We start from the raw sequence: 13,915 nt of genomic DNA on the forward strand, positions 1-13,915 counted from the left end.
TACCGGCTGTTTCTTATTATTTCACTTATATTAAGCACCATTTTATTGGTTTTATGTATGTTGGGTTTATTCGTGAATATAAGTTGGGTAGGAGCATGCGTATGACGACTACTTACGTGTTAAGGTTTTATTTAGCAGACCCAGCTAACGCTGCTGGGTCTGAAAAAAATTAAATTCTGGCAATCGCACTTTTAGTGGTTATAACGGCCATTATAAGCCCACGCGTTACGTAGAATTTTATCGCGTTTTTGATCAAACTTATCGTTAGCTTTATCTACTTTTTCAGAAAATTTGTAATACGCTTTATCGACTTTATATTGAAATTTTTCGCGTTTTTTAGCAAGTTTACGCCTATCTCTGGTGTCTCTGGCGTCTTCAGAAAAATCGCGGCTTAGTTCTCTTAAATCTTTATCCAGTTCGCGCTCTAGCTTAGCCAGCTTACGTTGATGCTCTTGTCTAAGCTCGCGCAGTTCTTCTCTACTATCGCGGTCTAACGCCGGTGGCTTACCACGATAATTTTGTTGCGAGCTGTAACTATAGCGCTCGGTATAACCACGTTGCTCGGTATTGATATTAGCCAGTTTAATTAATTCATTGGTCGCACGCTGTGCGGTATAGCCCACTACATCGGCAATAATTTGCTCTATTGGCCCAACTTCAATCATAACCTGCCTATCAGCACTCACCGAAGCCGCTGAACACATTAGCATTGTTGCTAATAACAATTTTTTTAACACTGCTGATTGCATAGCAAATACCTTATTTGATGATAAAGCGGCATTGTTACCGATGCAGCTGAATCGCTCCTGAAGCGGCTTACTCCTGAGGGGGTAAGCAGGTCACTAAAACCGCGCCTTAGCGCCCTATGCGCTATTCAACTAAGGCTAAAACTTGATCTAGATCAAGCTTTTTACGGCCAAGCAGATTAAGCTAAAACACAACATATAGTGCAAACACTAAACAACAACACTATATAAAGGGTTTTATGCTTAACTTTACTGACGAAAGCATTGTATTTCAGGAAGTGCCAGATGAAGTGTCACTGGCGTTTACCATTAGCGGTTGCCCTGTTGGCTGCAAAGGCTGCCACAGCAGCTACAGTTGGAATGCTAACCAAGGCACGCCGTTAACCACTGGCTATTTTCAGCAGCGCTTACAAAGCTATCAAGGGCTGATTAGCTGTGTATTGTTTTTAGGCGGCGAGTGGCATCACGATGCCTTAGTCGAGCTATTACACATTGCCCAATCTGCTGGGCTAAATACCTGCTTATACACCGGCTTAGATCAAGTTTCCGCCAAGCTTAAAAACCGTCTTACCTATTTAAAAACCGGCCGCTGGCTCGCAGAGCTTGGCGGTTTAGATAGCCCGAACACTAATCAAAAATTTATTGATTTACGCTCAGGCCACTGCCTAAACCATCGTTTTATTCGTTAATAACCAGCTGAGGGATCATTCATGCACGCGCTTAATTCTAACCAAATTCAACATAAGCTTAACTTTATCGATAAATACTTAAAGGCTAATAATGCTGCCGATGGCTCTACTTTAGATGCCAATGCCAACGTAACGCAAAAAAATATTGCTACGCTTGAAGCCGAAATAATGAAAGACCATTTTATTCAGGTGAATAGAGCTTTAGTCAGTAAAAAAATTAGCCAGCTATTCGGCCAAGACTTAGCAGTAGAATATGTAAGGCAAATAGAGCAACATGAAATTTATGTGCACGACGAAACCAGCCTAAAACCTTACTGTGTCTCGGTAACTATGTATCCGTTTTTGCGTGACGGTTTAACTAAGCTAGGTGGCGAATCACAAGCGCCTAAGCATTTAGAATCATTTTGCGGCTGCTTTGTTAACTTTGTTTTTGCCGTATCTAGCCAGTTTGCTGGCGCAGTGGCAACGGTTGAGTTTCTTACCTATTTTGACTACTTTGCCCGTAAAGATTACGGCGACAATTACCTAAACACCCACCGTAAACAAATTGAAAACCACCTACAGCACGTGGTGTATGCGCTAAACCAGCCCGCCGCAGCGCGTGGTTACCAAAGCGTGTTTTGGAATATCTCGGTGTACGACCAGCATTATTTTGACAGCATGTTTGGTAACTTTGTGTTTCCCGATTTTGTTAAACCAGAGTGGCAATCAGTATCAGCGTTACAGCAGTTTTTCTTAAGCTGGTTTAATGCCGAGCGCGAAAAAACTGTACTCACCTTCCCTGTGGTTACCGTAGCCATGTTAACCGAAAACGGTAAATGTAAAGATCAGGCCTTTGCTAATGATATGGCCAAAGAGCTAGCCGCCGGTAATGCGTTTTTTGTTTATCAGTCAGACAATGCCGACTCGCTCGCTAGCTGCTGCCGATTACGCAGCGAAATTAGCGATAACACCTTCTCTTATTCGTTAGGGGCTGGCGGCGTGGCTACCGGTTCAATTAACGTAATTACTATTAATATGAACCGGCTTATTCAAGATGGCCGTGATATTGCGACAGAAATAAGCAAAATTCATAAATACCAAGTGGCCTATCGCAAACTAATGGAAGAGTACAAAGACGCCGGCTTACTAACGGTATATGACGCCGGTTTTATTTCGCTTGATAAGCAATTTTTAACCATTGGTATTAACGGCATGGTTGAAGCGGCTGAATCGCAAGGTATCACCGCAAGCAATAACCCAGACTATATTGCCTTTGTGCAACAACAGTTAAAGGTTATTTTTGATGCCAACAAAGCGGCCAAAGCTGAATATGGTTATATGTTTAACACCGAATTTGTACCAGCAGAAAACCTTGGTGTTAAAAATGCGAAATGGGATCGCGAAGACGGCTATATGGTTGAGCGAGACTGCTATAACTCGTATTTTTATGTCGTTGAAGATGATAACTGCAACACCTTAGATAAATTTCAAATGCATGGCCGCCAGTTACTCGACTATTTAGATGGCGGCTCGGCGCTGCATCTAAATTTAGAAGAACGCTTAGACCAAGCTGGTTACTTAAACTTGTTAAATATTGCGGCGAATACTGGTTGTAATTACTTTTGTATCAATGTAAAAATTACCATTTGTAATCAGTGCGAAACTATTGATAAACGCACGCTATGCGCCTGCCCACGCTGCGGGAGCAAAGATATTGACTATGGCACCCGAGTTATTGGTTACTTAAAACGTGTATCGGCCTTTAGCAGCGGCCGGCGTTTAGAGCATAGCTTGCGCCATTACGAGCGCACCAGTAGCGATATAACCGCACATAAACCACTGACAATGCAACGCCAAGCTTAACCTACGCACTTCTCTGGCAGTATTGTTCAATAGCTGAGCAGTACTGCTATTTTGCTAGCCATATTTAACGATTAATAATTGGCCGCAGTTTATATATCGCGGCTAATATCGGCCAGTAATTGCTGCATTAATGCCATTACTTGCAAGTTTGCTTGCTCCATGTGGTTTAAACAACGTAGCACATTTGGCCACTCGGCTTTATGGTAATGATTCAACGCATCTTTTGCTTGCTGATGCACAGCGCGGTGTGGCTGATCAATCTTTTTATACACAGCACTGGGCTTTATCGTTTCTTGCGCCAGCATATTATCGTACAGCTGGCCTAACCGGCACTGATGCTCATCGGGTATATCCGCGGCATGAAAATCGGCACCACCGAGTACAGTGCGGTACACGGTCATTTTCATCGACAACTCCTGCAAATTGGCTAATTCAACAGCAAATACCATATCCGCAATAGTGCTACTTTTATCCATTTGAATACAACTAGCGCTTATCGCCTGTTGGCTATGCAGGCTATCGGCAAAGTACTCTGATAATGCCGCATTTTCTTTACCTATCTGGCTAATTTGTAGGCCGGTATCGGCTACCTGTTCGGCAATACGTTTAATAAAGTTATGTATTTGCGCCGTCGATTCTGTGGTTTTTACTGCCAGCTTTCGTACTTCATCAGCAACAACAGCAAAGCCGCGGCCATGCTCACCCGCTCTGGCCGCTTCAATAGCCGCATTAAGTGCTAACAAGTTGGTTTGCTCTGAAACAGAGGTAATTAAGTTAACAACGCTCGAGATTGCTTCAGTTTGCGCGGTAAGTTGTGAAAGGCTTTGCTCAGCTTTTTCACACTGCTTTTCTAGCTGCTGCAACTGCGTGGCTGAGGTATGCATTTGCGTGCCGCTTTGCTGGGCCAAGCCCTTTATTGATGAGGCTTCAAGCTGCTGTTTCGTTAACCGTTGCGACAGCTGTAACATGGAGTTTTGCATCAACTGCATGCTTTCTTCAAACTGACCTAGCTCGCCAACAATTTGTTGTTGTATCTGCGTTCGGGTTTGTAAGCTGGCATTTTGTGCTTGCGCGGCGCTAAGTTGAGCGTCGAGTTGCTGGTTACGTTGTTGTAATTCTCTAAGTTGTTGCTGACAACTATCTAGCTGTGCTGAATTTGCCTGCAAATCCTTACTGCGCACAATTTTCCACATCTTAACCTCGGCATAAAAGTAACAAAAACCGACTAACTAAAAAGGATGGGTTTAAAGGTAGCCAAATAAAAAATGCCCGCCAACTGCAGTAATGCAAGTATGGCAGTAACGGAGCGCACCACGGCACTTAGTGTTGGCTTTAACGCCATGATGCCAAAAAGGATATAGCCAATAAGCAGTAAAATTTTAAAGCCTAACCACTGATGGGCAAAAGGCTGCCACGGGCCAATAGCTAACAAGGTAAAAGCCATGGTTAACAATAAGGTATCATTGATATGCGGCAAACGCCGCCACTTGCTATTACGCCAACCGGGCTTGCCGGCCACATCGAGAGCTAAACGCAGCATAAATAATGTGGCGCTTAAATAGGCAAAGGCCATATGCCAATGCTTGACGGGTAAATAAAACTCCATTGCAGCGCCTTAAACAAAGCTATTTTCGCCGCACCTTAAACTAATTTTTTTCATCTGCCTATACAACTAAAGGGGTAGTTTTCACCCTGCACCAATAGCGTATAGGGTAAATGCAACCCACACGGTAAAATAGACCCAAATTAAGTTAGGTTTAAATTACCCAGAAAACTTTAAACCCCTTATTTAACCAGTAAAAACAAAGCTGTAAATGTCGGCCTAGTTTTTGCTTATACAACAAAAGCTAGGTAAGTACCTGGTAGTAAGTAAAAAAACAGGAGTGAAACATGACACTTTGGCGCGAATTTTTTGGGATCAGGAGGCAGTATGGCTGCATATCGTAAACTCTGGTGGGTGTTAATTTGCACCTTGGCAATAACCTTTGGCTTTTTAGGTTATTTTGGTACGGAAGTATATCGTTCGGCGCCGCCTATTCCGGCAAAGATAGTTAACGCGCAAGGCAATGTGGTAATGACCAATGAGACCATTTTAAATGGTCAAACCGCATGGCAATCTGTTGGTGGTATGCAGTTAGGTTCTATCTGGGGCCATGGTGCTTATCAAGCGCCAGATTGGACTGCTGATTGGTTACACCGTGAATTGCTAGCCTGGTTAGAACTAGCCGCACAGGACACCTATAGCGCGAGCTATGCGTCATTAACCCCTGCGCAGCAAAACGGCTTACAGTTTGAATTAAAGCAAGCCTATCGCACTAATACTTATGACGTAGCATCTGATACGTTGCAGTTAACTGACCGTCGCATAACAGCCATTGAGCAAACCGCTGAGCACTATATTGCGCTATTTGGTGACGACCCAACGTTAACCGAAACTCGCAATAACTATGCGATGAAAAACAATACGCTACCTTCATTGTCTCGTCGCCAAGAGATGACACAGTTTTTCTTCTGGACGGCATGGGCCGCATCTACTGAGCGCACACCAGATGCAGCAACCTATACCAACAACTGGCCGCATGAGCCGTTAATTGATAATAAGCCGACGGCTGAAAACCTAATATGGTCTTTAATCAGTATTATTATATTAATAGCCGGTGTTGGCGCACTAGTATGGGCGTGGGCTTTCCTTCGCAAACATGATGATGAACAGCCGGTATCGCCTAAAAAAGATCCTATTGCTAGCCTTAAACTAACGCCGTCACAAAAGTCGTTAGGTAAATATATTGTAGTAGTAGTTGCGCTATTTACACTGCAAGTGTTCTTGGGTGGTTTTACCGCGCACTATACTGTTGAAGGTGACGGCTTCTATGGCTTAAATACCACTGAGTGGATCCCTTATACTTTAGCCCGTACTTGGCACTTACAAGCAGCGATGTTCTGGATTGCCACCGGCTTTTTAGCCGCAGGCTTATTTTTAGCGCCGATTATCAACGGTGGTAAAGATCCTAAGTTCCAAAAACTCGGTGTCGACATACTGTTTTGGGCATTGGTGGTGTTAGTTGCAGGCTCGTTTGCCGGTAACTACTTCGCTATTATGCAAATAATGCCGCATGAATATAGCTTCTGGTTTGGTCATCAGGGTTATGAGTACATTGATATTGGCCGATTCTGGCAGATCATTAAATACATCGGAATCTTATTCTGGTTAGTATTAATGCTGCGCGCCATCGTTCCGGCGCTTAAAGCACCAGGTGATAAAAACCTATTGGCTTTATTTGCCGCATCAGTTATCTGTGTTGGTATGTTCTACGGTGCCGGTTTATTTTACGGCGAGCGTACACATTTATCAGTTATGGAATACTGGCGTTGGTGGGTAGTACACCTGTGGGTAGAAGGCTTCTTTGAAGTATTCGCCACGGTATCTTTAGCCTTTATTTTCCATAGCATGGGCTTGGTATCACGCACTATGGCTACCAGTGCTAGTTTAGCCTCAGCATCGTTATTTATGCTGGGTGGTATTCCTGGTACGTTCCACCACTTGTACTTCTCAGGCACAACTACACCGGTAATGGCTGTTGGCGCTACCTTTAGTGCGCTAGAAGTTGTACCTCTAGTAGTGTTAGGTTATGAAGCCTTTGAACAATGGCGTATGAAAAATCAGGCACCGTGGATGGCTGACTTAAAATGGCCTCTGATGTTTTTCGTTGCAGTATCGTTTTGGAATATGCTTGGTGCCGGTGTGTTAGGCTTTATGATTAACCCACCTATAGCGCTGTACTATATTCAAGGCTTAAACACTACACCAACCCATGCTCACGCGGCACTGTTTGGTGTATATGGTTTCTTAGCCTTAGGTTTCTGTTTATTGATACTGCGTTATATTCGCCCGCAGCTAAAATTTGATGAAAAACTAATGAAAACCGCCTTCTGGTGGATGAACGGTGGCTTGGTACTAATGCTATTTACCAGCTTGCTACCTATTGGTTTTATTCAGTTTTATGCCAGCGCAAGCCAAGGCTTATGGTATGCGCGTAGCGAAGCCTTTATGCAAAGTGATTTACTGCATACGCTACGCTGGGTTCGTACCATCGGTGACGTTATCTTCATCGTTGGTGCGTTAGCAGTAAGCTGGCAGGTCGTTAAAGGTGTGTTTAATACTAAAGCGGCAGAGCAGAAGATTTAACCACTAAGTTAGGCGTAAAAATTATAAGACACCACGGCCTTTGCTGTGGTGTCTTTTTTTAAAATCTTTATAATTGCCGCCCTTGCTCGCACATTCTGGACACTTCGGTGCAAACCAACGTTAAAAACCTGTTTCGTAACCTTGCCGCACAGTTAGGATTAGTTAAACAAGACAGCCAAACATTATCAGCCATTCCGCTTAGTGAACGCTTAAAAGTGGCGTTAGCAGCTTTTATTGCCCTGTTTGTTGTTACCTTTACCTGCTTACAATTAGCCGATACTACCAGTACTGTAGTGTTACTGGCCTCTATGGGCGCATCGTCAGTATTGTTATTTGGTTTACCGAACAGCCCGCTAGCTAAACCTTGGTCGTTTGTCGGTGGCCATTTAATTTCGGCTACGGTTGGCCTTATTTGCTCGCATCTATTTACCGATTTAGCACTAATGGCCGCCACCACTATTGGTTTAGTGCTATTTGTTATGTACATTTTTGAGTGTATGCATCCGCCCGGCGGCGCTACCGCCTTAGTACCGGTTATTGCTGCTAGTGATAAAATTTTAGGCTATGATTTTTTGCTGTATCCGGTAGCGCTTAGCGTGTTTGTAATGCTGGCGGTATCACTCGTATTAAACAAAGTGTTGTTAAAACGTGGCTTACAAAAGCCCAGCCAAAAATTCGACCCCGTGCATTTGCATCATGATAAATCACCGTTAAAACGCCTAGGCTTACAAACTGAAGATTTACTTAGCGCACTTAATAGCTTTGACACAGTAATTGACGTAAGCGAACAAGACTTAGAACGCCTATATCGCCAAGCACAATTAAATGCGTATCAGCGTAAAAGTGGTGAAATTCGCTGTCGCGATATTATGTCGCGCGATCTAATCACCGTAACCCCCGATACGGCCGTTGCTAGCGCGTGGCAACTGCTGCGTAAACATAAAATAAGTATGCTGCCAGTAACCGATAGCAATACGCAGTTACTAGGTGTGATCGCCACCGTCGATTTTCTGAAAAACTTAAAGGTGCCGCATTACTGGGGTTTATTGCGTCATCTCAATAACTTATTACTGAAAAACCGCCACAACAAACACTACAAACGTAAAGTAGAAGAAATTATGGTCAGTAACCTTACCGTAGTGCATGAAGATGACCATATTGTCGCTTTGGTACCCATATTATCTGATCAGGGTTTACACCATATTCCGGTGCTTAATGCCCAGCAACAACTGGTGGGTATTATTACCCAATCTGATCTAATTGCTGCACTGTTTAGCAACCAAGTTGCCAGTGCTTAACACTAAGGAACTTACCGCAACAACAAGCGGTGGTCATACCACCCATTCAGAGGTATAGCCACTACTCCCAACTACCATTATTCACCCTGCCTATTTACATTATCATTGCAACTAATAACTCAGTAGTCGTTCAATGATAAGAGGTAACCTATGAAAAATTTAGCCATATCGCAACTTGCAGCAGGCATTTTACTTGGGCTGGCATCAGTGGCCGCTTGCGCAGCGCCCACATTAAAACATCCCGGCGAATTTATTATTGATGGCATGGTGTTTGGCATGCCTAAGGCCAAAGTTTATACCGAAGATTACCAAGGCCCAGCTGTGGTTGGTGACTACGTTACGGCATTACCAAATTTGAAAAAACTCGACTATCGCGGCAATCGAGAACACCAAGTACGAATGGACGTATTTGCCCAGCAAGTAGAAGTAGCACCTGGCCAAAGTTATGCTGCTTGGTCATTTGGCGGTTCAGTACCCGGGCCAACACTGCATGTACGTGAAGGCGACCGCGTGGTATTTACTATGAAAAACCGCTCTGACGAAGAAGTATCGGTCACTAACCCGGTTAAAGGTGGCGCGCCCTACTTTGCTCAGCTGCAAGCTAACTTATACCAAAACAATAAACCGGTAATAAGCCCCATGCCGCACTCAATGGACTTTCATGCCGGCACAGTAGCCGCTGATGATAAGTGGCAAAGCATCGCTCCAGGTGAAACCATTCAGTTTGAATGGGTAGCTAACTATCCCGGTGTTTATATGTACCACTGCGGTACACCCAGCGTGCTAATGCATACCGCAATGGGCCAGTACGGTGCGGTAGTGGTATCACCGAAAAACGGTTATCCAACAGATAAAAAAGTGGACCATGAATATGTCATCGTACAATCAGAGTTTTACCTAGAAAAGTTTGAAAACAACTACATTTACAACCACGACGCGGCCATGGCGCGCAACCCAAGCCACGTTACCTTTAATGGCCATGTTAGTGCGTTATCCGATGCGCCATTAAAAGCCAATGCCGGTGATCGGGTACGCATTTATATGCTAAACGCTGGGCCAAGCGGTACCTCTAGCTTCCACGTTATTGGTGCCATTTTTGACCGTGTTTGGTACGAAGGCAATATTGAAAACGAATGGCGTGGTATGCAAACCGTGTTACTTGGCGCCAGCAACAGCGCAGTAATGGAGTTTATTGTGCCAGAAGCCGGAGTATATAAATTGGTAGACCACGAGTTTGCCGATGCCGAACGCGGCGCAGCCGGCGCATTAGTGGCCGGCCCACGTAAAGCCAAATAAGTGAAGGGGTGCCTACTGATGAAAGCATTAGCAACAGTTTTAGCTTTTGCGGTTAGCGCGGTCGCCGTTGCTGCGGATACAGTTGTCATTGACGCAGGCACCTTTACGCCGGCAATTCGGCTAAGCAAAACAAAGCAAACTATTACTATTGCGGCTTTTGCCTTAGACCGTAATTCAGTAGCAGAGCAGCAGTTTGCTAACTTTGTGCTCGCTAACCCACAGTGGCAACGCAGCCAAGTACCCGTTGTTTTTGCCGATAAAGATTATTTACGCCATTGGCAAGATGATGTAACACCGGCCGCCAACGTAAATGCCGACACGCCAGTAACACGAGTATCCTGGTTTGCCGCCCGCGCTTATTGTCAGGCGCAAGGCGGCCGCCTACCCACACTAAATGAATGGGAATACAGCGTACAACAGTGGCGCGAACAGCAACAATTATCCGACGCTAACTATGCCAAGCTGGTATTTAGCTGGTTTAGCAACCCGCAGCAAACCCTGTTTGCCGAGCAAATAACGGCTGGGCCAGCAGGTTTAATAGGCAAAGTTAATGAATGGGTTGACGATTTTCAGCTACTGCTCACCAATGGTGATGACGTAGACGCCCTTAGTGGTTCGTGTGGTGACACTGCTCGCTTTATGGCCGAGTTTGATACCGCGCACTACGCCAGCTTTTTACGCTATCAATCCCGCAGCAATTACCGCCCACAAAGCACTACCAGCACTCTGGGCTTTCGTTGTGCTTACTCAGTAAGGAGCAACAAATGAATAAACTAGTATTAGCCGTAAGTTTAGCGGCAGCAATTGGTATAACCACCAACGCTGTGGCACAGCAACGCGATGCGCATAGCCAACATCAGGCCGCTGCTACACATAACGAACATAACGCGCACACTATGCACCATACTGCGCTTAAACCTGCAGCGGTTAATTTTGACGACTCGCTGTATCACTTTGACGCCAACTGGCAAAGCCAACGCCAGCAGCAAGTGCAGTTAAGCCAGTTTCAAGGCAAGCCAGTAATTATCAGTATGATTTACGGTAATTGCCGCACCGCCTGCCCACTATTGGTATTAGATGCTAAAACACTGGTTGAAGCCTTACCTGTGCATGTAAGGGCCGGTATTAACGTGGTGTTTGTTAGCTTTGACCACGAACGCGATCAGCCACAGGCTTTAGCCGAATACGCAGAGCGCGTGGGCGCACTGGACGATAACTGGCATTTTTTACATGGCGACGCTAACGACATTCGTACGCTCGCAGCCCTGCTTGGTATTAGATACAATAAAAATGATGACGGTAATTTTAACCACAGTAATGTGCTAACCGTGCTTGATCAAGAAGGCCGCATTGCCGCACGCCAAGAAGGTTTACGCCAAGACCCTGCAGCGGCCGTAGCGCGCATTTCACAACTTATGCACCACTAAGAGGTAAAACTTATGAAACTCCTACTCTCTGGACTCGCCGCCCTCGCCCTTATTTTTACTTTACCAGCACAAGCTGAAGGCAATGCCGAGGCTGGCCAAGCCAAAGCCGGTATCTGTGCCGGTTGTCATGGCCGCGATGGTAATAGCCCAATGCCGAAGATGTACCCAACACTCGCCGGACAAAGCAGTGACGAGCTACAAGCTAAACTAAATGCTTATCGTAAAGGTGAAGGCAGCGGGCCTATGGTTGCATCTATGATTGCCATGGCTAAACCACTGAGCGAAGAAGATGTTGCTAATTTAGCCGCCTACTTTAGTCAGCAACAACGTCGTTAAACGTCAATTAAATAAAAAACACCGCAACATTTGCGGTGTTTTTTTATGCCTATTTTAGCAAAATACCTAAGGGCTAAATTAAGCTAACTTAAAGCGGCTAACTAAGGTTTGTAACTGCTCCGCTAAAGCGGCTAACTCATGGCTAGTACTGGCCATTTGCGTAGCACCGGCGCTAGTTTGCGCTGCAACATCACTAATGCTCAGTATCTTCTGGTTAATATCTTCAGCTACCGTGCTTTGCTGCTCGGCAGCAGAGGCTATTTGCATATTTTTGTCATTAATACTGTTAATACCTAACAACACACTAGCAAGAATTTCGCCGGTTTCTGCCACCTTATCACTGCCCTCGTGCGCCTGATCTAAGCTTAACCGCATAGCATTAGAGGCTTGTATCGCGCCTTGCTGCAACACTTCGATCATGCGTTGAATATCACCTGTCGATTGCGCCGTGCGCTGCGCTAACGTTCTTACTTCATCAGCCACTACAGCAAAACCACGGCCTTGTTCGCCTGCACGCGCGGCTTCTATTGCCGCATTTAATGCCAGTAAGTTGGTTTGGTCGGCAATGCCGCGAATGACATCGAGCACTGAAGCAATGGCTTCACTGTCATGTTTAACATTATCAATTACCGCAGCCGTGCTACCTACCTGTGCCGATAAGCGCTCAATTAGTTTAATCGTTTGCTCCAGTTTAGTTTGGCCTTCTTTTGAGCCTTGCTGCACCGATTCAGACAGCTCCGCCGCTTCTGCCGTGCTGCTAGCCACATCTCGTACGGTCGCGCTCATTTCATGCATGGCAGTAGCTACCATTTCGGTATCTTGCTGCTGCTGTTGCACGCCCTTACTGGTTTGTAAGGTAACCGCTGACGATTCTTCAGCCGCCGTGGCAATTTGAGCGGTAGCTGCACCAATTTCATTAAGTATGCGCTGTAGCTCTTGCGCCATAGTGTTGGTACTTTGGGCAATACGGCCAAACTCATCTTTACTTGCATAATTACTACGTACGGTTAAATTACGCTGCGATAACGCAATTATCGTCGTTTCGATACTGTGTACCGCTTCAGCAATACTGCGCACAGTAATAGTGGCTACCGTTGCCAGTAGGCTAACAATTAACACTATTGCTAAGGCAAATAGCCATAATTTACGTTGTGCTTGCTGATAAAGCTGCATCGCCTCAGCAACAATATGTTGGCTTAACAGCTGTTCAAACTCGCTCATTTTTGCCAAGCGCAGCGTGGCTAAATCAAACCATTGGCCACCATCAACCTGTAAGCTTTGTTCCAATGGCGACGTAGTTGTAAGTTGCTGCAAGCGTGTAACTTCAGTAAAACTATTATGCTGGCTTAGCTGTTGCCAAGCGCTTAACTGCACTGGGCTAAGCATGCGGGTAAAGTTCTCGTAATACGCATTAAAAGCGCCCATATTGCTGCTAACCCGCGCTAGCAATGCACTGTTGGCACTACCACGGTTGAATACTTCACCTAAAATAGCGCGTTCGCGGCCAGCGCGTTCTTTCATTTGGGTGAACTGGTTTAATGTTGCCAGCTGTTGCGCCATGCCTAAATGCGTTACCTCGCTTTCTAGCTTTTGGTTTACGTTAATTAATGCACTAATTAAGGCGGTATAACGTTCGGCCGACAAGGCACCCGTAATAGCTAACTTATCTACCTGGCTGCGCAGCGCCGATAATTGTTGTAACTGTTGCTGTGCCTGCTGTAGCTGTGGCACCTCAAGTACTAAAAACGTCTGTAATTGCAAATCCGTTTGTTGGCGCAATTGCACCACTCGTTCAGCAAACTTTGTACCGCTGCTCGCTATAAATACGCCACTGGCGCCGCGTTCAGCTTGCAGTACACCTACCAATTGGTCAGTTACAATTGAGGTGTCAATGGCGCTATTCACCTGCTGGGCCAAGTTTACCTGCTGCCAACTGGTGGTTAACTGGCTAACTAACAACCACAGCGCGATCACTACTGGCAAAAAAAGTAGCAACATCAGCTTTTGGCTGATGCTCAAGTTTCGAACGAATTGCGCCATTATGTTTGTCCTTTAGTGAATATCCTAACTATTTTAGGTAAAAAATACCCAG

At 45.2% G+C, this 13,915-nt stretch carries 12 protein-coding genes and 1 pseudogene; 8 read left to right on the plus strand and 5 right to left on the minus strand.

Features of this window, described 5'->3' with window-relative positions; all coding sequences use genetic code 11:
• Window positions 1-191 precede the first annotated feature (191 nt).
• A complete protein-coding gene (locus MN199_RS07510) occupies window positions 192-749 on the minus strand; it encodes a hypothetical protein (RefSeq protein WP_335738947.1) in 558 nt (185 codons plus the stop codon).
• Window positions 750-985: 236 nt separating this feature from the next.
• On the opposite strand from MN199_RS07510, the gene nrdG reads away from it, so the two are divergent.
• Window positions 986-1,435 (plus strand): anaerobic ribonucleoside-triphosphate reductase activating protein, encoded by a 450-nt coding sequence (gene nrdG / locus MN199_RS07515; protein WP_335738948.1) that lies wholly within the window; start codon window positions 986-988, stop codon window positions 1,433-1,435.
• A gap of 21 nt (window positions 1,436-1,456) precedes the next feature.
• Window positions 1,457-3,280 carry an anaerobic ribonucleoside-triphosphate reductase gene (nrdD, locus tag MN199_RS07520; protein WP_335738949.1) on the plus strand — a complete coding sequence of 608 codons (1,824 nt, stop codon included), beginning with the start codon at window positions 1,457-1,459 and terminating at the stop codon, window positions 3,278-3,280.
• Between the two features lie 89 nt (window positions 3,281-3,369).
• Here nrdD and MN199_RS14775 read toward each other — a convergent pair whose 3' ends face one another.
• The 3 genes and pseudogenes from MN199_RS14775 to MN199_RS07530 form a co-directional block, all read right to left on the minus strand.
• Window positions 3,370-3,756 (minus strand): CZB domain-containing protein, encoded by a 387-nt coding sequence (locus MN199_RS14775; protein WP_418338084.1) that lies wholly within the window; start codon window positions 3,754-3,756, stop codon window positions 3,370-3,372.
• Window positions 3,757-3,807: 51 nt separating this feature from the next.
• Window positions 3,808-4,473: pseudogene (locus MN199_RS14780) on the minus strand (methyl-accepting chemotaxis protein); the annotation flags it as partial.
• Window positions 4,474-4,505: 32 nt separating this feature from the next.
• Complete coding sequence (locus MN199_RS07530; protein ID WP_335738951.1) at window positions 4,506-4,886, minus strand: SirB2 family protein; 381 nt, start codon at window positions 4,884-4,886, stop codon at window positions 4,506-4,508.
• A 324-nt stretch (window positions 4,887-5,210) separates the two neighbouring features.
• Here MN199_RS07530 and MN199_RS07535 point away from each other — a divergent pair, with 324 nt between their 5' ends.
• The 6 genes from MN199_RS07535 (at window position 5,211) to MN199_RS07560 (ending at window position 11,823) form a co-directional block, all read left to right on the plus strand.
• Window positions 5,211-7,466 (plus strand): nitric-oxide reductase large subunit, encoded by a 2,256-nt coding sequence (locus MN199_RS07535; RefSeq protein WP_335738952.1) that lies wholly within the window; start codon window positions 5,211-5,213, stop codon window positions 7,464-7,466.
• A gap of 107 nt (window positions 7,467-7,573) precedes the next feature.
• Complete coding sequence (locus tag MN199_RS07540) at window positions 7,574-8,764, plus strand: HPP family protein (protein ID WP_335738953.1); 1,191 nt, start codon at window positions 7,574-7,576, stop codon at window positions 8,762-8,764.
• Window positions 8,765-8,914: 150 nt separating this feature from the next.
• Window positions 8,915-10,060, plus strand: coding sequence for a multicopper oxidase domain-containing protein (locus tag MN199_RS07545; protein ID WP_335738954.1), 1,146 nt, complete (start codon window positions 8,915-8,917; stop codon window positions 10,058-10,060).
• A gap of 18 nt (window positions 10,061-10,078) precedes the next feature.
• Complete coding sequence (locus tag MN199_RS07550) at window positions 10,079-10,828, plus strand: formylglycine-generating enzyme family protein (RefSeq protein WP_335738955.1); 750 nt, start codon at window positions 10,079-10,081, stop codon at window positions 10,826-10,828.
• Window positions 10,825-11,487, plus strand: coding sequence for an SCO family protein (locus MN199_RS07555; RefSeq protein ID WP_335738956.1), 663 nt, complete (start codon window positions 10,825-10,827; stop codon window positions 11,485-11,487). Before MN199_RS07550 ends, MN199_RS07555 begins: the two co-directional genes overlap by 4 nt.
• Window positions 11,488-11,499: 12 nt before the next feature.
• Window positions 11,500-11,823, plus strand: a complete 324-nt coding sequence (locus MN199_RS07560; protein WP_335738957.1) for a c-type cytochrome — start codon at window positions 11,500-11,502, stop codon at window positions 11,821-11,823.
• A 78-nt stretch (window positions 11,824-11,901) separates the two neighbouring features.
• Here MN199_RS07560 and MN199_RS07565 read toward each other — a convergent pair whose 3' ends face one another.
• Window positions 11,902-13,863, minus strand: coding sequence for a methyl-accepting chemotaxis protein (locus MN199_RS07565; protein WP_335738958.1), 1,962 nt, complete (start codon window positions 13,861-13,863; stop codon window positions 11,902-11,904).
• Between the last annotated feature and the right edge of the window lie 52 nt (window positions 13,864-13,915).

The organism is Rheinheimera metallidurans (assembly GCF_036983985.1).
In the GTDB taxonomy this organism is placed as follows: Bacteria; Pseudomonadota; Gammaproteobacteria; order Enterobacterales; family Alteromonadaceae; genus Alishewanella; species Alishewanella metallidurans.

Coding starts and splice junctions, on each gene's coding strand:
- MN199_RS07510 (WP_335738947.1), bottom strand. CDS start 749: ATGCAATCAGCAGTGTTAAAAAAATTGTTATTAGCAACAATGCTAATG.
- nrdG (WP_335738948.1), top strand. CDS start 986: ATGCTTAACTTTACTGACGAAAGCATTGTATTTCAGGAAGTGCCAGAT.
- nrdD (WP_335738949.1), top strand. CDS start 1,457: ATGCACGCGCTTAATTCTAACCAAATTCAACATAAGCTTAACTTTATC.
- MN199_RS14775 (WP_418338084.1), bottom strand. CDS start 3,756: ATGGATAAAAGTAGCACTATTGCGGATATGGTATTTGCTGTTGAATTA.
- MN199_RS07530 (WP_335738951.1), bottom strand. CDS start 4,886: ATGGAGTTTTATTTACCCGTCAAGCATTGGCATATGGCCTTTGCCTAT.
- MN199_RS07535 (WP_335738952.1), top strand. CDS start 5,211: ATGGCTGCATATCGTAAACTCTGGTGGGTGTTAATTTGCACCTTGGCA.
- MN199_RS07545 (WP_335738954.1), top strand. CDS start 8,915: ATGAAAAATTTAGCCATATCGCAACTTGCAGCAGGCATTTTACTTGGG.
- MN199_RS07550 (WP_335738955.1), top strand. CDS start 10,079: ATGAAAGCATTAGCAACAGTTTTAGCTTTTGCGGTTAGCGCGGTCGCC.
- MN199_RS07555 (WP_335738956.1), top strand. CDS start 10,825: ATGAATAAACTAGTATTAGCCGTAAGTTTAGCGGCAGCAATTGGTATA.
- MN199_RS07560 (WP_335738957.1), top strand. CDS start 11,500: ATGAAACTCCTACTCTCTGGACTCGCCGCCCTCGCCCTTATTTTTACT.
- MN199_RS07565 (WP_335738958.1), bottom strand. CDS start 13,863: ATGGCGCAATTCGTTCGAAACTTGAGCATCAGCCAAAAGCTGATGTTG.